This window comes from Sphingomonas daechungensis, assembly GCF_039543105.1.
GTDB lineage: Bacteria > Pseudomonadota > Alphaproteobacteria > Sphingomonadales > Sphingomonadaceae > Sphingomicrobium > Sphingomicrobium daechungense.
Genome location: NZ_BAABJC010000001.1, coordinates 1441410 through 1461580, shown reverse-complemented (window position 1 = coordinate 1461580; position 20171 = coordinate 1441410). Strand labels below are relative to the sequence as shown.

The 20171-nt window shown below is 64.2% G+C and carries 20 protein-coding genes; 7 read left to right on the top strand and 13 right to left on the bottom strand.

The features are described from left to right. Window positions 1-21 precede the first annotated feature (21 nt). Entirely contained in the window at window positions 22-750 is a 729-nt protein-coding gene (gloB, locus tag ABD928_RS07590) for a hydroxyacylglutathione hydrolase (RefSeq protein WP_187715825.1), read from the bottom strand. Next, a complete protein-coding gene (locus ABD928_RS07585; protein ID WP_187715639.1) occupies window positions 750-1166 on the bottom strand; it encodes a VOC family protein in 417 nt (138 codons plus the stop codon). Before ABD928_RS07585 ends, gloB begins: the two co-directional genes overlap by 1 nt. Window positions 1167-1274: 108 nt before the next feature. Here ABD928_RS07585 and ABD928_RS07580 point away from each other — a divergent pair, with 108 nt between their 5' ends. Next, a complete protein-coding gene (locus tag ABD928_RS07580) occupies window positions 1275-2027 on the top strand; it encodes an SIMPL domain-containing protein (protein WP_187715640.1) in 753 nt (250 codons plus the stop codon). Here the strand turns inward: ABD928_RS07580 and ABD928_RS07575 are convergent. From ABD928_RS07575 to ABD928_RS07565, 3 genes are read right to left on the bottom strand one after another with little or no spacing between them, the layout of a single operon-like run. Beyond that, window positions 2012-2692, bottom strand: coding sequence for a tetratricopeptide repeat protein (locus tag ABD928_RS07575; RefSeq protein WP_187715641.1), 681 nt, complete (start codon window positions 2690-2692; stop codon window positions 2012-2014). The two genes, ABD928_RS07580 and ABD928_RS07575, sit on opposite strands and share 16 nt — an antisense overlap. Next, a complete protein-coding gene (locus tag ABD928_RS07570; protein WP_345167610.1) occupies window positions 2689-3429 on the bottom strand; it encodes an alpha/beta fold hydrolase in 741 nt (246 codons plus the stop codon). The genes ABD928_RS07575 and ABD928_RS07570 overlap by 4 nt, the downstream gene beginning before the upstream one ends. Before the next feature lie 10 nt (window positions 3430-3439). Beyond that, window positions 3440-3889 (bottom strand): GNAT family N-acetyltransferase, encoded by a 450-nt coding sequence (locus ABD928_RS07565; protein WP_187715642.1) that lies wholly within the window; start codon window positions 3887-3889, stop codon window positions 3440-3442. A gap of 95 nt (window positions 3890-3984) precedes the next feature. Between ABD928_RS07565 and ABD928_RS07560 the strand changes: the two genes are divergently transcribed. Then, window positions 3985-4956, top strand: a complete 972-nt coding sequence (locus ABD928_RS07560; protein WP_187715643.1) for an aldo/keto reductase family protein — start codon at window positions 3985-3987, stop codon at window positions 4954-4956. Here ABD928_RS07560 and ABD928_RS07555 read toward each other — a convergent pair. From ABD928_RS07555 to ABD928_RS07540, 4 genes are all read right to left on the bottom strand, one after another. Next, a complete protein-coding gene (locus ABD928_RS07555) occupies window positions 4953-5168 on the bottom strand; it encodes a helix-turn-helix transcriptional regulator (RefSeq protein WP_187715644.1) in 216 nt (71 codons plus the stop codon). The genes ABD928_RS07560 and ABD928_RS07555 overlap by 4 nt on opposite strands. Continuing rightward, window positions 5165-5587, bottom strand: a complete 423-nt coding sequence (locus tag ABD928_RS07550; RefSeq protein ID WP_187715645.1) for a hypothetical protein — start codon at window positions 5585-5587, stop codon at window positions 5165-5167. Before ABD928_RS07550 ends, ABD928_RS07555 begins: the two co-directional genes overlap by 4 nt. Before the next feature lie 90 nt (window positions 5588-5677). Beyond that, window positions 5678-6361: a CADD family putative folate metabolism protein gene (locus tag ABD928_RS07545; protein WP_345167603.1), complete on the bottom strand. Its 684-nt coding sequence runs from the start codon at window positions 6359-6361 to the stop codon at window positions 5678-5680. 69 nt (window positions 6362-6430) lie between these two features. Continuing rightward, complete coding sequence (locus tag ABD928_RS07540) at window positions 6431-6826, bottom strand: DUF1489 family protein (RefSeq protein ID WP_187715647.1); 396 nt, start codon at window positions 6824-6826, stop codon at window positions 6431-6433. Window positions 6827-7100: 274 nt separating this feature from the next. On the opposite strand from ABD928_RS07540, the gene ABD928_RS07535 reads away from it, so the two are divergent. After that, complete coding sequence (locus tag ABD928_RS07535; RefSeq protein WP_345167600.1) at window positions 7101-7625, top strand: class I SAM-dependent methyltransferase; 525 nt, start codon at window positions 7101-7103, stop codon at window positions 7623-7625. Here ABD928_RS07535 and ABD928_RS07530 read toward each other — a convergent pair. Beyond that, window positions 7622-8800 (bottom strand): phospholipase D-like domain-containing protein, encoded by a 1179-nt coding sequence (locus ABD928_RS07530; RefSeq protein WP_345167597.1) that lies wholly within the window; start codon window positions 8798-8800, stop codon window positions 7622-7624. The genes ABD928_RS07535 and ABD928_RS07530 overlap by 4 nt on opposite strands. A gap of 129 nt (window positions 8801-8929) precedes the next feature. On the opposite strand from ABD928_RS07530, the gene rpoZ reads away from it, so the two are divergent. Continuing rightward, a complete protein-coding gene (rpoZ, locus tag ABD928_RS07525) occupies window positions 8930-9271 on the top strand; it encodes a DNA-directed RNA polymerase subunit omega (RefSeq protein ID WP_345167594.1) in 342 nt (113 codons plus the stop codon). 51 nt (window positions 9272-9322) lie between these two features. Here the strand turns inward: rpoZ and ABD928_RS07520 are convergent, their stop codons facing one another. Next, window positions 9323-9823 (bottom strand): winged helix-turn-helix transcriptional regulator, encoded by a 501-nt coding sequence (locus ABD928_RS07520; RefSeq protein ID WP_187715651.1) that lies wholly within the window; start codon window positions 9821-9823, stop codon window positions 9323-9325. A 128-nt stretch (window positions 9824-9951) separates the two neighbouring features. Between ABD928_RS07520 and ABD928_RS07515 the strand changes: the two genes are divergently transcribed. Further along, the gene (locus ABD928_RS07515; RefSeq protein ID WP_345167591.1) at window positions 9952-12042 is read left to right on the top strand and encodes a RelA/SpoT family protein; all 2091 of its coding nucleotides are present in this window, start codon (window positions 9952-9954) and stop codon (window positions 12040-12042) included. Here ABD928_RS07515 and ABD928_RS07510 read toward each other — a convergent pair. Beyond that, the gene (locus ABD928_RS07510) at window positions 12039-14321 is read right to left on the bottom strand and encodes an NADP-dependent malic enzyme (RefSeq protein ID WP_345167588.1); all 2283 of its coding nucleotides are present in this window, start codon (window positions 14319-14321) and stop codon (window positions 12039-12041) included. The genes ABD928_RS07515 and ABD928_RS07510 overlap by 4 nt on opposite strands. A gap of 148 nt (window positions 14322-14469) precedes the next feature. Here ABD928_RS07510 and mutS point away from each other — a divergent pair, with 148 nt between their 5' ends. Next, window positions 14470-17064 (top strand): DNA mismatch repair protein MutS, encoded by a 2595-nt coding sequence (gene mutS, locus ABD928_RS07505; protein ID WP_345167585.1) that lies wholly within the window; start codon window positions 14470-14472, stop codon window positions 17062-17064. On the opposite strand, the gene ABD928_RS07500 is transcribed toward mutS, so the two are convergent. Then, window positions 17020-17352, bottom strand: a complete 333-nt coding sequence (locus ABD928_RS07500; RefSeq protein ID WP_345167584.1) for a hypothetical protein — start codon at window positions 17350-17352, stop codon at window positions 17020-17022. The two genes, mutS and ABD928_RS07500, sit on opposite strands and share 45 nt — an antisense overlap. An 82-nt stretch (window positions 17353-17434) precedes the next feature. On the opposite strand from ABD928_RS07500, the gene ABD928_RS07495 reads away from it, so the two are divergent. Beyond that, a complete protein-coding gene (locus ABD928_RS07495) occupies window positions 17435-20167 on the top strand; it encodes a [protein-PII] uridylyltransferase (protein WP_345167581.1) in 2733 nt (910 codons plus the stop codon). The last annotated feature ends 4 nt before the right edge of the window (window positions 20168-20171 follow it).

Here is a 20171-nt window from a genome sequence, read left to right as displayed (position 1 = left end):
TTCCTTGAGCGCCTGTCGAGCTTAACGGAAGCTGTCTTTGTCACCGCGGCGGCGTGCGAATTCTGCCACGTCTGATGCGCGAACGAAGGGGTTGGTGGCCCGTTCCTCGGCGACCGTCGTCGGGAGGGTGATGACGCCGCGCTCTCTGAGTGCCTCGACCGCCTGCAAACGCTGCTGGACGGCAGTATTCTCCGGTTCCGAATGCAACGCGAAGCGAGCATTGGCGAGCGTATATTCGTGGCCGCAATAGATGCGGACGTCATCGGGGAGCGAGGCGATCCGCTGCATGTTCGAATACATCTGCTCCGCCGTCCCCTCGAACAGGCGGCCGCACCCCATGGCGAACATCGTGTCGCCGACGAAGATCATGCCTTCGTCCTCGAAATAATATGCGATGTGACCGTTGGTGTGCGCCGGGATGTTCCAGACGACCGCCTCCGTTCCGGCAACCGTGACGCGGTCGCCTTCGGACACGATCCGGTCGAGCTTGCTCACGCGTTCGGCCTCGGCCGGACCGGTGACGGTGCAGCCGGTCGCGTCCCGGATGCCGTCGTTTCCTCCGGTATGATCGGGGTGCCAATGGGTGTTGAGCACCTGCGTGATCTTGAGGCCCGCTGCCGCAGCAGCATCCAACACCGGTTCCGAAACTGAGGGATCTACCGCAGCGGTCTCGCCGGTATCCGGATCGGAAATCAGCCAGACGTAATTGTCGTTGAGGACAGGGACTGCGGTGACTTTCAGACGGCCCATCACCACTCGCCCGTGTTCGGCATCGACGCCCACGGCTCTGCCGGTGCCAGGCGCTCGCCCTTCTGGAGCAGCTCGATGGAGATGTTGTCGGGCGAGCGGACGAAGGCCATGTGCCCGTCGCGTGGCGGACGGTTGATGGTCACGCCATTCTCCATGAGGCGCTGGCAGGTCTCGTAGATGTCGTCGACCTGATAGGCGAGGTGGCCGAAATTGCGGCCGCCGCCATAACCGATCTCGTCCCAGTTGTGAGTCAGCTCGACTTCCCCGCCGGGATCGCCCGGAACGCCGAGGAAGATGAGCGAAAAGCGCCCAGCCTCATTGTCCATTCGCCGGCGCTCCTCGAGTCCGAGCAGTTGGAAAAATGCAACAGTGTCGTCGGGATTCGACACGCGGATCATGGAATGGAGAAATTTCATTTTGGCCTCACTCAACTCATCGCTATAAAAGCACGGTTCGTCGACGATACTGACCGGCGATGGTGTCCGGTGATCGTCAGCTTTACGACGAACGCAGGGTAACTTTCCATGATCCAGAAGCTGCAGGACAGCCGCGCCGTCCTTTTGGGCGCGGTGGGGATATTTGCTTTGGGTTTGACGACTGCTGGCTACGCGTTGGGCGACGGCCTCCGCCGCTACAAGCTAGCGGAGCACCGGACGGTCACCGTCCGCGGCGTTTCCGAGCGCAACGTGACCGCCGACCTGGCTACCTGGTCGGTCAATTTTTCGCACCAAGGGACGGAGCTCGCGCCGGTCCAGCAGGCCGTAGATCAGCAAGCGCAGTCGGTGCGCGCCTTCTTCCAGCGCTCCGGGTTCAAGCCGCAGGAGATTACCGACTACGACGTGTCGATGAGCCGTGAGCAACCGACGGATCGCGACGGCGAGCCGGTCGGCCCGCAAAAGCTGACGGTCAGCCGCTCGATCCAGCTGCGAACGAACGACATTGCGAGGGTCCGCGCCGCCTATGCACGCCAGGCCGAGCTACTGCGCGACGGCGTCGAGCTGGTGGGCAGTGGAAGCAACGTCAGCTTCACATTCACCAAGCTGAATGACCTGAAGCCGGAGATGATTGCCGAAGCCAACAAGAACGCCCGCCAGAGCGCCGAACAATTCGCGCGCGATAGCGGTGTATCGGTCGGCAAGATGAAGACGGCCAGCCAGGGCTATTTCTCGGTCGGCGCCCGTGACGGCGAAGACTGCGATGACTGCGAATCGTCGGGCGGCAGCTCGCCGTTCCAGAAGGTCCGCGTGGTGACGACGATCGACTACGACCTCGGCTGATCGGGAACCTTCGTCACGGCCGGCGCGGGGAGCATCTTGAGCGCTTCCCGCGCCGCTTGTCCCGACTTGCCATTCGGGTCTACCGCCGACGCCCGCGACCAATAGTCGCGCGCAGCCGCAAGGTCCCCGGCGAACTGGTAGACATGACCGGCCTCGAACAGGATGGTCGGATTGTTCGGCTCGAGCGTGAGTGCTCTGCCGATCGCTGCCTTCGCGGTGACGGCGTCGTTCTCGCGGATTCCGAGAGCCGCGGAAAAGTACCACAGGAACGGGTCGTCCGAGATCGTTCGGGCCGCCTCGGTGACCTTCGAGCGAGCGGTTGGCAGGTCGTTCTGCGCTTCGGCAGCCCGCGCGCGATCAAGCAGCGCCTCGCCCCTCTGCTCGGCCTGGAGGCCAGTGCCCGTCAGAGCCTTGTCGAGCGCTAGCGCGGCCTTCCCCGGCTGATTCGCCGCGATCCACATATTCCCGGCCGCGGCCCAGGATTTCGCCTTTTCCGCCTCGTCGGTCTGGGCCGCCGCAGCCTGTTCGAACGCTTGCGCGGCCGCATCCGGATTGCCGGCATTGCTCGCCTGAAGCGCGCGGCAGACGAAAGCCTGCGGAGTCACCAGATTGGGACAAGCCGATGGCGCCTGGGCGGCAACGGCGGCAACGAAGGCGAGGATCATTGGGGGCGCTCCATCAAGGCGCCGACGGTCCGCAGGATCGCGTCGATCTCGTGCGGCTCCGACAGGCGATGGCCGCCGCCCTTGATGACGGTCACCTGCACATCACGTGAACGCAGCCGATCCTTGAGGCGGAACGCGATCTCCACAGGTACAACATCGTCGCAGTCGCCATGGATCAGCCGGACCGGACAATCGATGGCCAACTCGGACCCGAGCAATTGCATCTCCTGGCCGGATTGCCAGAAGCCCGCCGTCGTCACCTGGGCACTTCCGTCGGGAAGCTGACGCCTCAGCGTTTCGCCCGCAGACATTCGATCCTTCAGATGTTGGGGGAAGGCCCATTCCGTAAAGTCGGGTGCTGCGGCAATGCCGACCAGCGCAGTGACCCTCGTCGGCATCCGCAGCGCAAGATGAAGGCCGATCCACCCGCCCATGGATGAGCCGAGGACGATGATCGGCCCGTCCGTCAATCGGTCGATGACCAGCAACGCATCGTCGAGCCAGCGCGCAAGCGTGCCCCCTTCGAAAACGCCTTCGGACGCGCCGGTCCCGGAGTAATCGAAGCGAAGAAGGTCGAGACCTTGCTTCGCTGCGAAGGCGTCGAGCGCGACTGCTTTCGATCCTTCCATGTCCGAGGCATAGCCGGGCAGGAAGACAAGAGTCGGCCCGCGACCATCCCGCTTGCGGTACGCCAGTCGTTGGCCGTCGCCGGCATCGAGAAACTGAAGGTCTGCCATTGGCGCCGCCCTAGAGGGTAATGCGGTAGATGAGAAAGCCGGATCGCTCCGCGATGCGATCGTAAAGCGCCCTGGCGCGTTGGTTGTTCTCGTGTGTTTGCCAGTAGACGCGCTGCGCGCCCTGCTCCTTCGCTGCTCTTCCCACGGCATCGATCAGGGCCGAAGCGACCCCTCGTCCGCGCGCCTCCTCCAGGACGAACAGGTCCTGAAGGTAGCAGTTGGGTCCGATCGATGTCGTGCTCCGATGGAAAAGGTAGTGGGTGAAGCCGACGAGGCGGCCCTCGATTTCAGCCACAATTGCATGCACCGGTTCGTTCTCGTCGAAGGATCGGCGCCAGGTGGTTTCGGTGACCTCATCCGGCAAGGCGGTCGGTCCGTGCCTTTCGTAGAAGCGGTTGTAGCCGTCCCACAACGCAAGCCACTGCCGCTTATCGTCGGGCCTCGGGAGGCGAATGATCATGACCCTAACTCGCGGAAGGCACGGCGGCTTGCAACTTGAGCGACGTTCAAACGTCCCACTTTTCTTCTAAGGGAGCGACTGAAAGGACTCGGTCCATGCAATATCGGCAGCTTGGCGACAGTGACCTCAACGTATCGGAAATCTCCCTGGGGTCTTGGCTGACCTACGGGGTCGGCGTGGAGGCCGACAAGGCGCGCGCCTGCCTCGATGCCGCGTTCGACGTCGGCATCAACTTCATCGACACGGCCAACGTCTACGGCCGCGGCGCTGCCGAGACCTTCCTCGGCGAAGCACTGAAGTCGCGGCATCGCGACAGCTATGTGCTCGCAACCAAGGTCTATTTCCCGATGTCGGACACGGACTTCGGCCTGTCGCGGGCTCAGATCGAAAAGCAGCTCGACGCGTCGCTGCAGCGGCTGCAGACGGATGTGATCGATCTCTACCAGTGTCACCGCTACGACAGCGGATCGCCGCTCGACGAGACGATGGATGCGCTCAACCGTGCCGTCGAAAGCGGCAAGGTGCGCTACATCGGCTTCTCGGAATGGCCAGCCGACAAGATTCGCGAAGCCCTGGAGATTTCGAGTTCCCGCGGTCTCGCCAAGTTCGTGTCCAGCCAGCCGCAATATTCGCTGGTCTGGCGCGAGCCGGAGGACGAGGTCATTCCGCTCTGCGCCGACAATGGCATTTCGCAGATCGTCTGGTCGCCGCTCGGGCAGGGTGTGCTGTCAGGCAAATACGATCCGGACAAGCCGCCGCCCGCTGGCACTCGAGCGACGAGTGAAGAAATGGGTGGGTTCATCAAGCGCCTGATGGAGCCGGGCCTGCTGCGCGCCGTTCAGCGGCTGAAGCCGATAGCCGAGGAAGCGGGACTGACGCTGCCGCAATTTGCACTCGCCTGGATTCTTCGTGAGCCGAATGTCGCGTCCGCCATCATTGGCGCTTCGCGGCCCGAGCAGGTTCTCGAAAATGCTCATGCGTCGGGAGTCGTTGTCGATACGCAGCTTTTCCTCCGGGCCGAAGCGATCATCAACGAAGCGATGGCGGGCGCGAGCGAGCCCGCCTAGATCGCTCCCGAGCGCCGCCGGCTCGGGCTTTCGAACACCTCCTCGATCGTCAGGCCGAACAATTCGGCGATCCGAAAGGCGAGCGGAAGCGACGGATCGTACTTGCCCGTCTCGATCGCGTTGACGCTCTGGCGCGAGACGTCGAGCCGCTCGGCGAGGTCGTTCTGGCTCCAGTTGCGTTCGGCGCGGAGCACCTTCAGGCGGTTGTTCACGCGCCCCGGATCCTGGCAATGCAGGCACTGACGCCCTGCACGGCGATCCAGAGTACGGCGATCCAGTAGGTCGCGATCGGCGGCGCCCCACCAAGGTCGGTCAGGAAGCCCCAGAAGACTGCGCAGACCATCGACACGGTTGTCGCAACGAGAATCTGGTTCACCACCAGCATCCGCACGTACTCGTCTTTCTCCTCCGACAAGTAGCGAGCGTAGCTTCCGAACATGAAGGCGACCGGCATCGCCGGAAGAAGCGCGAGCGGTATGCGCCAACCGTCGGTGACGAGCCCGTGGCGCACCACGTACACGACCGGCAGAAGGGCGGCGACATAGGCCAGCGAAGCAATGATCACGCGGCGGTTGTGAGCGCGCTGGGCAGGCGTCCAACACGACGGAGAACGCTTTAACGAGTCGATCATGACAAGCATCCTTATCCTTAAGGCAAGGACGCTTTACTCACCTCAAGCCGGTAAGTCAATGACGCTTGACTACATGTCAAGCTCGCCAGACTACTGAAGGACGAGCTCTGCCTCCCGCTCGACGCCCGACAGGAAGTTCCACAATGCGCCGGCAAGTTCTTCGCCCGCAGCCACAGCCTCCTCACGCTCGCCCTGTGGCAAGCGGTCGAGGAGCTGGCGACAGACCTGACTGTGCTCGACGTCGGCGCTTTCATGGACGCGGAAGAAACGAAGCGTCTCCTCGTCCTTGATGTCGTAACGCTCGATCAGTCCCTCGATCTTGGCGCTGGCTACCCCCGGGAATTGGCTCTCGTAAGCATAAAGCGCGCCCAGGCCCGAGGCGTAGGACCGCTTTGTCAGAGCGCGGAAAGTCGTGATGAGCGCCAAGGTTTCCGGGTTGAGCTTCTGCCCGCGAACCGCTGTCTCGCCTTCGCCAAGTCCGCAGGCGAACATCAGCCACAGGCTGGCGTGATCCTGTTTGCCTGCTTCAAGACCTTCTTCCTCGGCGAGGTTCTCTGCCAGCATACGGCGACCGTCGCGATCGGGGCAGGCGCTGTGAACGGCGCTGACCGCGCGCGGAAAGGCTTCGACGTGGTGGAAATACTGCCGCGAATAGGCGCGCAGCGTGTCGAGCGGCAGCCGGCCCTCGGTCCAGGCCTGGTAGAAAGGATGGCTGAGCATAGCCCGCTCCGCGACCTTGGCATCGATTCGGGACGAAACGGTTTGGGTGGTCATGCTTGGCCTCCTGAAATGTGCGTTTCAGCCGATAGCTTGCGCTCCGAACGTCGGCAAGGCGACTTCAATTCAGACGAGCGCGAGCGCGGAGAGGCGCCCGTAAAGTCGTGGTGGAAGCTCGCCCAGGCCGGACTCGTCGGCGGCTTCCGAAGCATCCATCTCCAGGTAGCGCCAGCCCTGGTGTGCCCGGCGCGGCATCGGCACTACCGCTTCCAGCTCGCTTGAACAGACAATGTTGATGCGCGCGTCCTCGCGGTCCTCGAAGGCGAGGATGCGGTTGCTGCCGATGATCCGGTGCTTGACGATCCAGTAGAGATTGCCGCCGACCAACTCGGCCGCGCGCTTCGGCCGCATCCGCGTTGGCACGCGCAGCTCGCCGCCCTCCGACCGCGCCGATATGCGCGTCCGAAGCATGTCGAGGTCGCGGCAACCGAATGCGACCTTGGACAAATGAAGCTGCGGCATAGCCCGCATTAGCGCCTGAAACCGTGCCAGATCAACGACATCCGGGTGTAGGAAGCGGGCACGAAACGTTTCGACCCGCCGCAGGAAAATCCGCGGAACCTTGCCAAGAGGCGATGCATTTGCGAACGAACCGCCGGTTTCCCGCACGGAGCTTCATTTGCCAACCTCGACTGCCCGGACCCTTAAGGGCCCCCGCCGCCTCGCTCGCCGTTCCGCACGGCGCAGTCCAAGCCCGCGCTGGCAATTCCTCCGTGGCTTCCTGAAGCACCCGGTGATGGTCGGTTCGATCATTCCGTCGAGCAAGATCCTGATCGACAAGATGCTCGGTCGCGTGGACTGGGAAAACACGAAGCTGTTCGTCGAATACGGCCCGGGCGTCGGCACCTTCACGCGCCCAATTCTCGAGCGCATGGCGCCGGACGCGAAGCTGGTGACGATCGACACCAACCCGGAATTCACCAGCTACCTCAAGGAATCGATCGACGACGAAAGGCTGGTTCCGGTCACCGGTTCGGCCGCAGACGTCGAGAAGATCCTGTCGGATCGCGGCCTTCCCGATGCCGACTTCGTCCTTTCAGGCCTGCCTTTCTCGACCCTCCCCCCCGGTGTCGGCGACGCGATCGCCGAGGCGACGGCGCGGGTGATTCGTCCCGGCGGCGCCTTTCTCGTCTACCAGTTCAGCCCGAAGGTGCTCGACTTCATCAAGCCGCACTTCGACAAGATCGACCGCGGCTTCGAATGGATCAACGTGCCCCCCGCGACCCTTTTCTGGGCCTGGAAGAACGGGTCGGCAAACTAGCCTTCGTTGAAGTTCAGCCTCTTGGTGACGGTGTAGTCCATCGACGTCACCAGCCAGTGCGACACCGTCCACTTGAACCGCCGCCACAGCGTGGCCCGCTTGCGATGCAATGCGAGCGTGATCTGCTCGCTGTCCGCGCGCTCGCCATCGAAATAGCGCCGCATGCTGGCCGCGAAGTTCGCGTCGTCGATCCGCAGCATGATCTCGAGATTGATGTAGAGGCTGCGAAAGTCGAGGTTGGCCGAGCCGATGTGGACGACGTCGTCGACAATGGCGAGCTTGGTGTGGAGCTTGGCCGGCCGATACTCGAACATCTCGATCCCGCGCTTCAGCAGGCGTGAATAGGTGTGGCGTGCAGCACCGATCGTCGCAGTGTTGTCGGACTTGGACGCGGTGATGATCTGGACCTTGCCTCCGCCGCGAGCGATCCGGCCGAGCCGCCGCATCACCGACCAGGGCGGCGAGAAATAGGCGGCGATGATGCCAATCTCCTTGGCGCCCGACATCTCCCGCGACAGTGCGGCCGGCCAGCTATGCTTGCGGCTGAGTGGCCCGCTGAACTTCCACTGCAAAACGCCGCGGTGCTGCGTGTGCCGGGCAACGATCCGCCGTAATTGCCGTAGCTTCGCGTTCTTCCGCTTGGTCCAGCGGAAGACCGAATCGAAATATTCTCCCGCCGGTGCCATCGCCGGACCCTCGATCCGCACCCACAAGTCCCGCCAGCGCTTGTCGCCCTCGTCGGTGAGGTAGCTGTCCTGGATATTGGCCCCCCCGATCAGGCCGATCCGGTCATCGGCAACGACCAGCTTCTGGTGATTGCGGACGAGGTAGCGCGACCCGTATCGCGGGTTGAACACGCAGAAGTCGCCCCCTGCGTCCTTGAGCGGCTGGAAGAAGTCGGGTTCGGCCGTCGAGCAGCCGAAGCCGTCGACCAGCAGGTGGACGGTCGCTCCCCGCCCGGCGGCCTCGACCAGCGCGTCGCGGACGCGGCGGCCCGAATCGTCACTATCGAAGATGTAGAAGAGGATCCGGACGCTTTCCTTCGCTTCTGCGATGATCTGGAGAAGGGTCTCGATCCGCTCGGTGCCGGACTCGATCAGCTCTAGCTGGTCGCCGCCGACGGTCGCATGCACCCGGTCGGCGGTCGCGGTCGCGGGTTTGGGCTGGTCCGCCATGGCATCGCTGTGCCGGTGCGGCGGGGACGGCGCAAGCCGCGCCGACTCTGGAATCCTTGACTTTTGGACCCCCCAACCCCTAATCGCACCTCTCTTCCAACCCGCTTACAAGCACATTTCGGAGCGCACATGGCTCGCGTCACGGTCGAAGATTGCGTCGACAAGGTCTCGAATCGGTTCGACCTCATCCTTTTTGCAGCGCAGCGCGCTCGCCAGATCTCGTCGGGTGCCGACCTGACGATCGATCGCGATCGCGACAAGAATCCGGTCGTCGCTCTGCGCGAGATTGCCGAAACCACCATCCGTCCGAACGAGATGGAAGAGGCGATCGTCAATGGCCTGCAGCGCGTCCGCATCGACGAGGAGGACGAGACGGAAGAGCTGTCCTCGCTCAGCGACGCCGCCGAGGCTCTGCGCCTGACGGCAGCCGCTCCGCCCCGCCCGACTCCGAGCGGTGGCGACTACGAGTAAGGCTTTCAGCCGAACGAAATTGGGAAGGGCCGGTCCGCCGGCCCTTTTCTCTTAGGCCGCCTTACCCTTGCGGGCCGCGACCTCGGCTTCGCTGCGCGATGCCCAGACGATATCGTCATGGCGGAGCCGCTGGCCGTCTTGGGACTGAACGCAGATTTTTTGCACCGGAATGCCGGTGTTGCGGTCGACCAGCACGATGTCAGCCGGTCCACTTCCCCAATCTTCGCCCCATTGCCGAAGCGCCAGGACGACGGGCATCAGCGCTTCACCCTTGGGCGTCAGCGAATAGATGACCTTGCGCCGGTCGGAGGGGTCGGGCGTCCGCTGCATGATCCCGCCGGCGACCATCTTCGCGAGGCGATCTGACAGGATGTTGCGCGCGATCCCGAGGCCGGCCTGGAATTCCTCGAAATGCTGAAGCTCGTTGAAGGCGCCGCGAAGGATCAGGAACGCCCATTTCTCGCCGATGAGCTCAACGGCAGCAGGGAATGGACACTTTAGTGCCTGTTCGCGGAACTGATCGACCGCCGATACGACCTTACCCTGGGGCAATCCTCGCGCTCTCCCCTCAACGAATCCAAGTAAGCACAAACATTTGCAAAAGAATAGTTCTCGCCCCGACACATGAGAAAGCCCTTTCGCGCTTGCACAATAAGGGTGCCGTCGCCCATCTTAAGGCTGTGCTGAGGCAGTATGAGCTGATCGAGAAAGTCAGGTCCTACGATCCCGATGCGGACGAGGGCCTGATCAATCGCGCTTACGTCTTCTCAATGAAGGCGCATGGTACGCAGACGCGCGCGAGCGGCGACCCCTATTTCAGCCATCCGATCGAGGTCGCAGGCATCCTCACCGACCTCAAGCTCGACGACCAGACGATCGCGACCGCGATCCTCCACGACACGATTGAGGACACGATCGCGACCCCGGAGGAAATCGAGCGGCTGTTTGGCAAGGACGTTGCCCGTCTCGTCGACGGGGTGACCAAGCTCAGCAAGATCGAGGCGCAGTCGGAGAGCGAGCGCGCCGCTGAGAACCTGCGCAAGTTCTTCCTCGCCCTTAGCGACGACATCCGCGTCCTGCTCGTGAAGCTCGCCGACCGTCTGCACAACATGCGCACGCTCCATCACATCAAGAATGATGAGAAGCGCCGCCGCATCGCCCGCGAGACAATGGATATCTACGCCCCGCTCGCCGAGCGGATCGGCATGTACGAGATGATGAACGAGATGCAGACCTTGGCTTTCCAGGTTCTGGAGCCGGACGCCTACGCCTCGATCATGCGCCGGCTGAAGCAATTGACCGAGGTCGGCGGCGATCTCGTCAGCCGGATAGGGCTCGGCCTCCAGCTCTACCTTTCCGACCATGGCCTGAACGTCGAGGTCATGGGGCGGCAGAAGCACCCCTTCTCGATCTGGAAGAAGATGGCCGAACGGCACATCAGCTTCGAGCAATTGTCGGACGTCATGGCGTTCCGCGTGATCGTCGATAGCCAGGACGATTGTTACCAGGCGCTTGGCCTGATCCATCAGCGCTGGCCGATGGTTCCGGGTCGCTTCAAGGACTATATCTCGACGCCGAAGCGCAACGGCTATCGCTCGCTTCACACCTCGGTGATCCACGATTCCAAGATGCGGATCGAAATCCAGATCCGCACGAAGGAGATGCATGAGCAGGCCGAGCGCGGGCTCGCTGCCCACTGGGCATACAAGGAAAACAAACCGAGCGCCGACTTGAAGGTCCCGTGGATCGACGACCTCGTCGAGATCCTCGATCATGCCGCTTCGCCCGAGGAGCTTCTCGAGCACACGCGCATGGCGATGTACCAGGACCGGATCTTCGCCTTCACCCCCAAGGGCGAGCTGATCCAGTTGCCCAAGGGTGCGACGCCGGTCGACTTCGCTTATGCGGTGCACACCGATCTTGGCGATCGCACCGTAGGCGCCAAGGTCAACGGCCGCGTGGTTCCGCTGCGGACGATCCTGGAGAACGGCGACCAGGTCGAGATTCTCGCGTCCGAGGCCCAGCATCCGCAGCCGTCATGGCTCCGGTTCGTAGTGACCGGGAAAGCGCGCTCCGGCGTGCGCCGTTTCGTCCGCCACAAGGAGCGCGACGAGACTGTCGAGCTTGGCCGCAAGATCTACGACGAGATCGTCGAGCGGCTCCCGGCAGTGCTCGACAAGGACGCGCTGAAGCAGGCGCTGAAGCGGCTCAAGATCGAGAGCCAGGACGAGCTCATGATCGCCATCGCGCGCAAGCGCGTGACCGACGAGCAGGTCATGGAAGCGCTGATGCCCGGTTCCGCGGGCGGCGACGTTGCGCCACGACCTTTGGCTCAGCGCACCGCCATTTCGATCAAGGGCCTGACCCCCGGCGTCGCCTACCATCTCGCGCAATGCTGCCACCCGATCCCGGGCGATCGCATTGTAGGGCTGCGCCGCGAGGATGAGGAGATCGAAGTCCACGTGATCGGCTGCGACACGCTGGCGAGCGGAGTGGACGCGGACTGGCTCGACCTTGCCTGGGGCGAAGGTTCAGACGGCGGCGCGGCCCGGCTGACGGTTATCGTCCGCGATGTCCCCGGTGCGCTCGGCGCCATGGCTAGCGTGCTCGGCAACAAGCACGCCAACATCATCAACCTGCATCTCGTCCACCGCGACGGCAGCTTCATGACCTTCCAGGTCGATATCGAGGTTCACGACCTCGCCCACTTGCACGCAATCATTGCCGCGCTGCGCGAGAACGATCTCGTCAGCTCGGTCGAGCGGACCTAGCGCTTCTTCGCGCGACCGCGCTCGCGCACGCCTCGCGCCGCCAGCACCGCCAAGGTCACCAGGTCCGATGCCGTCGCCGTCATCGGCGCGATCTGCACCGGCTTTTCCAGCCCGAGCAGGTACGGCCCCATGATGCTCTCGCCGCCAAGCTCACGCAGCAGCTTTGAGGTCAGGCTCGCCGACTGAAGTCCAGGCATGACGAGCACGTTCGCGGGTCCGCTCAGGCGGCTGAACGGGTAGAAACGCTGCTGCATGTCGTGGTTGAGCGCGACGTCCGGCCCCATCTCGCCTTCGTACTCAAAGTCGACCTTGATGCTGTCGAGCAGCTTCACCGCGCCGCGAAGGTCCTCGATATGCACGCCGGGGGGATTGCCGAACGTCGTGTAGGAGATGAAAGCGATTCGGGGCTCAATGCCCATCCACCGCGCGAAGCCCGCCGACCGCAAGGCAATCGCCGCCAGCTGCTCGGCATCGGGCCGTTCGGTTACGGCGGTATCGGCGATCAGCACCGTCTGGTGTCGCGCGACCACCACGCTGATCCCGAACGGGGTGGCCTCAGGCTCATCGTCGATCACGATCCGGATCTGCCGCAACGACTGGCTGAACGGCCGCGTCGTGCCGGTGATCATCGCATCCGCTTCCCCCAGCGCCAGCATGGCCGCTGCGAAATAATTGCGGTCCTGGTTGACCAGCCGCTCGACCTCGCGGCGGAGCATGCCGTGGCGCTGGTGCTTCTTGTAGATGTAGTCGACCGCGCGCCCGACCAGCGGTGAGTTGCGGCTGTTGAGGACCTCATATTCGCGCGGGTTCTCGACGCCATGCTCCTTGAGCAGGTCATACGTTTCCTCGCGGCCGACGAGGACCGGCGTTCCGTAACCGGCCTCCTTGAACGCGATCGCGGCGCGAAGGACGTTTGGCTCTTCCCCTTCCGCGAACAGAACCCGCTTCGGGTTGGCCTTGGCCGCTTCATAGGCGAGGCTGAGTACCGATACGGTCGGATTCTGGCGAGCGCGAAGGGCGGCGCGATAATCGTCGATATCCGCGACTGGCTTCTGCGCGACCCCGGTCCGGCCGGCAGCCTCCGCAACGGCGGAAGCAACAACTTCCATCAGGCGCGGATCGAACGGAGCCGGGATGATGTAATCGCGGCCGAAGCTCTGCATGCGTCCCCCGTAGGCCGCCGCGACCTCGTCCGGGACCGGCTCGCGAGCCAGTTCGGCCAGAGCCTCCGCCGCCGCGATCTTCATCTCCTCGTTGATGCGCGTCGCACGGACGTCGAGCGCGCCGCGGAAGATGAAGGGGAAGCCGAGGACGTTGTTGACCTGATTCGGGAAGTCGGACCGGCCGGTGGCGACGATCGCATCGGGGCGAACGGCTTTTGCGTCCGGCGGCCAGATCTCCGGATCGGGATTGGCCATGGCGAAGATGATCGGCTCCTTCGCCATCTTCTCGACCATCTCCGGCTTCAACGCGCCGGCCGCGGAAAGGCCGAGGAAGACGTCGGCGCCAACCAGCGCATCGTCCAGCGTGCGCTTGTCGGTCTCCACCGCGTGCGCGGACTTCCATTGGTCGAGGTCGGTGCGGTCCTTGCTGATGACGCCCTTCCGATCGCACATGATGACATTGTCGCCGCGCACGCCCATCGCCTTGATCAGCTCGGTGCAGGCGATCGCCGCGGCGCCGGCGCCGTTCACGACCACGCGGATGTCCGAGAACTTGCGGCCGGTCAGGTGGCAGGCGTTGATGAGGCCGGCGGCGGTGATGATCGCGGTGCCGTGCTGGTCATCGTGAAAGACCGGGATATTCATCCGCTCGCGCAGGGTCTGTTCGATGACGAAGCAGTCCGGCGCCGCAATGTCCTCCAGGTTGATCCCGCCGAAACTCGGCTCGAGCAACTCGACCGCATCGATGAAGCGCTGCGCGTCCTCGGTCTTCACTTCGATGTCGATCGAATCGACGTCGGCGAAGCGCTTGAACAGTACGGCCTTGCCTTCCATCACTGGCTTCGAGGCGAGCGCGCCAAGGTTGCCGAGGCCAAGGATCGCAGTGCCGTTCGAAATCACTGCAACCAAATTGCCTTTCGCCGTGAGGTCGTAGGCTTTGCCCGGATCCTCGGCGATTGCGCGGACCGGAACGGCGACGCCCGGCGAGTAAGCAAGGCTGAGGTCGCGCTGGGTGGACATCGGCTTCGATGCGATGATCTCGATTTTCCCGGCGCGCCCGCGCGAGTGAAACTCCAGCGCTTCCTGATCCGAGAATGTGACGTTGCTCTCCGACATGGGATGGGCCTTAGCGGACGGGGTCGCGCCCGTCATCCTGATGAAAGCCAGGATCCATGGACACGGCTCTCGCCGAAAAATCAGGAAACCGTCGCGATGGATGCCGAAACAAGTTCAGCATGGCGTCTTTAGAGGTTACGGCTTCAGAATGGCGCGCGCGGACGCACCCACACCGATGATGCAGCAGTACCAGCGGCTCAAGGCCGAAGCTGGCGATGCCCTGCTGTTCTATCGGATGGGCGACTTCTTCGAACTGTTCTTCGAGGATGCAAAGGTCGCCGCCGGCTGTCTCGACATCGCGCTCACCAAGCGCGGGGAGTCCGAAGGCGAGCCGGTGCCGATGTGCGGCGTCCCAGTCCATGCCGCCGAATCCTATCTCGCCCGGCTGATCCGCGCAGGACATCGCGTCGCCATCGCCGAACAGACCGAAAGCCCGGCGGAAGCACGCAAGGCGCGCGGCTCCAAGGCCCTGGTCGATCGGGCCATCATCCGGCTCGTCACTCCGGGTACCCTAACCGAGGAAACCTTGCTCGAATCGTCCGCTGCCAACTGGCTGGCGGCCATCGGGCGGGCAGGGGAGGACTGGGCGATCGCCGCGGCCGACATTTCGACGGGCCGGTTCGAACTCATCGCCTGCGGCACCGGCGAACTCGCCGCGGAACTGGCGCGCTTGTCGCCGGCGGAGACGATTGCAGATTCATTTATCCCCGGCATCCGCACTTCCGCTGGCAAAGGGGGGTTTGACAGCATCGCAGGCGAGCGAGCGCTCAAGGCGCGTTTCGGTCTCTCGACGCTGGATGGCATCGGCAGTCCTAGCCGCGCCGAACTAGCGGCGGCAGGGGGATTGCTCGCCTATCTCGACGCGACCCAGAAGGACGCAGGCATCCTGCTCGATGCGCCGAAGCGGGTTTCGCGATCGGCCCACGTGGCGATCGATGCCGCGACCCGTGACAGCCTGGAGCTTTGCCGCTCGGTGTCCGGAAGCATAGCCGGCAGCCTGCTCGGCGAGATCGATCGTTGCCAGACGGCGGCCGGCCGCCGCCTTCTCGCATCCGACATTTCCGCACCGCTCACGGACCGCCAGGAGATCGAACAGCGCCTCGCGCTTGTCGCCTGGCTCCACGAAAATGCGCTCAGGCGCGAGCGCACCCGAGTCGCACTCAAGGCCATGCCGGACTTCGCGCGGGCGCTTGCTCGCCTCACGGCTGGGCGCGGCTCGCCGCGCGATCTTGCGATCCTACGCGACGGCTTGGCGGCCGCCGAAGCGCTGCGCCAGGAAATGCTCGGGGGGCCGGACAAACCGAGCCTTCTCGAAAGTCTGCTGCCGCTTCTCGGGGGTCATGATGCGCTGGTGGATCATCTCCGCCGCGCTTTGGTCGAGTCCCCGCCGATTGACGCAAGCAAGGGCGGCTACATCGCCGAGGGCTATGATGGCTCCCTGGACGCGCTGCGCTCCGCGGCTTCGGACGGCCGCCGGGCGATCGCCATGCTCGAAGCCCGCTACCGGGATGCGACGGGCATCTCGTCGCTGAAGATCCGGCACAATAATGTCCTCGGCTATCATGTCGAAGTCGCCGCGCGCCATGCCGATCGCCTGATGACGCCGGACAGCGGCTTCACGCATCGCCAGACGCTCGCCGGAGTCGTCCGCTTCAACTCCCCGGAATTGCACGACGAGGCGAGCAGGGTCGTCGAGGCGGGCGCGCATGCGCTGGCCGCCGAGGCCGCGCATGCGGAAGAGCTGACCCAGCTCGCCATCGCATCGACGGCCCGCATCGTCGCCACGGCGGAAGCGATCGCGCGGATCGATGTCGCTTCCTCCCATGCCCAGCGTGCGGCTGAAGGTGGCTGGACCAGCCCGAACATCACTGACCAGCCCTGCCTGGAGATCGAAGGCGGGCGGCATCCGGTTGTCGAGGCGGCTTTGTCCGAATCGGGTGAGCGCTTCATTGCCAATGATCTCAGTCTCGGGCCGGACGACCGGCTGTGGCTGATTACCGGTCCGAACATGGGAGGCAAATCGACCTTTCTTCGCCAGGCCGCGCTGGTTGCCGTGCTCGCGCAATCGGGGAGCTTCGTACCGGCCAGCAGTGCGAGGGTCGGCATCGTCGACAAGCTCTTCAGCCGCGTCGGCGCTTCCGACAATCTCGCCCGTGGCCGCTCAACCTTTATGGTCGAGATGGTCGAGACCGCCGCCATCCTCAGCCAGGCGACCGCGCAGAGCCTCGTCATCCTCGACGAGATCGGACGAGGCACCTCGACCTACGACGGCCTCGCCATTGCCTGGGCTGTGGTCGAGGCAATGCACGATCAGCTGAAGTGCCGGACCCTTTTCGCGACCCATTATCACGAGCTGACGCGGCTCGCCGGGCGGCTCGACTGCCTTTCGCTTCACCACGTCCGCGCGCGCGAGTGGAAGGGCGATCTCGTTCTTCTCCACGAAGTCGCCGACGGGGCGGCCGACCGCAGCTACGGCATCGCCGTCGCGAAGCTGGCAGGGCTCCCCCCGATGGTGGTTGCTCGCGCCAAGTCGGTGCTCGCCAAGCTGGAAGCGGGACGCGATGCCACCGGCGGAATCGCCGCCGGTCTGGACGACCTGCCCTTGTTTGCAGCGACGGCGGAGCCGGAGGTCGCGGCTGATCCGCTGGTGACGGCGCTCGAGGAACTCGACCCGGACCGCATGAGCCCGCGCGAAGCTTTAGAGTCGCTCTATCGCCTGAAGAGCCTCTTGCGACGTGACTGAGCCGCCGTCGGGCTGATCCAGCGCGGTCGCCTCACCCGCAGCTGGAAGCTCTTCCGTGCTCTCGACCCGCAATTTCTGAACCGCCAGCTCGTCGATCTCGATTCGCTTGAACCGGGCCTTGCCGACCGAGAGCCGGCCGATCGCAACGGCGCCGATGGCAACCGCCCCCATTGCGATGGCGCCGAGGGCGAACGAACCCAGTGCCAATGTGGCAATCGCACCGGCTCCGACTGCTCCTGCTCCAGCCGAGGCCGCCTTGGCGGAAACGCGTGCTTTGTCTTCAGTCATTCTCGCCTCGAACCTTGCCGCTGGCGTCATGCCGGACCGGCACTTAGATTAGCTCCATGCCGACCGACAGACATGTGAAATCGTGACGCGCAGCCTTCACGATAGCGTTCCGGACCGGCGCGCGATCATCGATCGCCGCGGGATTGCCGATGGCCTCGCCGCTTTGCCGGCGGGCAATGAGCGCAATGGCTTCGCGTTAAAAATCCTGCGCGGTGCATTGGAGCAGGGCCGCGCGGAGGTAGCGCGGCGGCTCTCGCTTGACCCGGATCGGGGACGGGCGGCTGCGCGGGCGACCGCTTATCTGCACGACCAGATCCTGCGCCTCGCTTTCGATTTCGTCACCAATGGCTCTGTGCCGGAACCGATGTCGATCGTCGGATTGGGCGGCACCGGACGCGGCGAGATGGCGCCGTTCAGCGATTTCGACCTGATGTTCCTGACCGCGGCGAAGCCGACCCAGAAGCAGGAAGCGACGGTTCAGGCCGTCCTTCACCTGCTATGGGACCTGAAGATCAAGGTCGGCAATTCGATCCGGTCGATCCCGGAACTCATGACTATCGCCAGAGCAGATATGACCGTTCGAACCGCCTTTCTGGAGGCGCGGCTGATCTGGGGCGAGCGATCTATCTTCGACGAGGCCGTCAAGCGCTTCCGAACGAAGATCGTATCCGGAACCGCCGCCGAATTCGTCGCGGCCAAGCTCGCCGAACGCGACGAGCGCCACCGGCGAATGGGCGATACGCGATACGTCGTCGAACCCAACGTCAAGGACGGCAAGGGTGGTCTGCGCGACCTCCACACACTCTACTGGATCGGCAAGTACGTTCACGGAGTCGAAGAGCCGTCGGACCTCGTCCGTGTCGGCTTGTTCACCGCCGCCGAGTTCAAGAAGTTCGAGCGCGCCGAGCGCTTCTTCTGGGCAGTTCGCTGCCACCTCCATCTCGCCGCCGGCCGGGCCGAGGAGAGGCTGGGCTTCGATCACCAGAAGCAGATCGCCGAAGTCATGCGCTACGCCGACCGGCCCGGAAAATCCGCGGTCGAACGCTTCATGCAATTCTATTTTCTGAACGCGAAGACCGTGGGCGACCTCACCGGCATCTTCCTTGCGCAGCTCGACGAGCAGCTTGCGAAGAAGGGGTTTCGCTTCGCCCTTCCCACCATTCGGCGAAAGCCGCGGCGGCTTTCAGGCTTCGTCGTTGACCGCGGAAGGCTGTCGGTTCCGGACGACCGCTTCTTCGCCGAGGATCCGTGCCGGCTGCTGGAGCTATTCGCTCTGGCGGCGCGCGAAGGCCTCGAGATCCACCCAGCCGCCATGCGGGCGGCCGCCCGGGACGCCAAGTTGATCGATGACGAGGTCCGTAAGTCGGCGCGCGCAAACGCCTTGTTTCTCGACGTGCTCACCTGCGTGAACTCGCCGGAGCTGGTGCTTCGGTGGATGAACGAGGCCGGCGTGTTCGGCCGCTTCGTTCCCGATTTTGGCCGCGTCGTCGCGCAGATGCAGTTCGACATGTACCATCATTATACGGTCGACGAGCATTCCATCCGGGCGATCGGCCTGCTGGCGGCGATCGAGCGCGGCGAGCTCAAGCAGGATCACCCGCTGTCCACCGCAATCATGCAGAAGCAGGTCGGTTCACGTCGGACGCTCTACGTCGCGGTCCTGCTGCACGACATCGCCAAGGGAAGGGGCGGCGATCATAGCGAGATCGGCGCTGCGATTGCGATGAAGCTCGGGCCTCGCTTCGGCCTTGATCCCGCCGAGACGGAGACGGTGTCGTGGCTGGTTCGACACCACCTGCTGATGTCTGCGACGGCGTTCAAGCGCGACCTTGCCGATCCCAAGACAGTCGAAGACTTCGTTCAGATGGTGCAGAGCCCGGAGCGGCTGCGTTTGCTGCTCATCCTGACTGTGGTCGACATTCGCGCTGTAGGCCCCGGCGTCTGGAATGAATGGAAGCGCGCGCTCCTCAGTACTTTGTTCGAAGCGGCCGAGGAGCGGCTTCGCCTCGGTCACAAGCAGCGGGGGCGGCAGGAGCTCGTCGACGAGCGGAAGCTCGAACTGGCTCAGGCGCTCGGCTGGAAGAGCAGCGCGGCGAAGGCCTATTCGAAGCGTTTGCCCGACAGCTACTGGCTCGCCGAACCGCCGGAGTGGCAGCTGTCGAATGCAAGGCAGGTTGCTTCCGCCGGAGCCCATATCGGCGATGCGGTTCCAAACGTCGTGATCGAGGACGACCCCGTCAGCCGCTCTTCGCGCGTCAGCGTGTTCACACCGGATCGGGAGGGGCTGTTCTACCGCATTTGCGCGGGCTTGGCGGCGGCGGGAGCGAACATCATCGACGCTCGGATCCACACGACGCGTGACGGCATGGCGCTCGACAATCTGCTCGTGAAGGACGGTCAGGGCCGCGCCTATTCTGACCGTCGCATGCGCACCCGGCTGATCCGGTCGGTGGAAGATGCCCTCGCCTCGCACTCGCCGCCGACCGTTCCTCGCGGAGCTGGTCCCGGGCGCGCCGCCGCCTTCCGCGTTGCCCCCTCGGTAGCGATCGCCGAGCGGGCTTCCACGCGAACGACGGTGGTCGAGGTCAATGCCCGCGACCGGCCCGCGCTGTTGGCGGGACTTGCCCGCGCAATCCATGATTGCGGCCACATCATCCACTCCGCTCATATCGCGACCTATGGCGAACGGGCCGTCGACGTTTTCTATCTGACCCGGGCCGACGGCAAGCGCCTGGCAAGCGACGAGATCGATCCGCTAAGGGCAGCACTGCTTGCCGCGGCGCGAGACACCGGCGAAGCGGCCGCCGCCGCATAGAAAA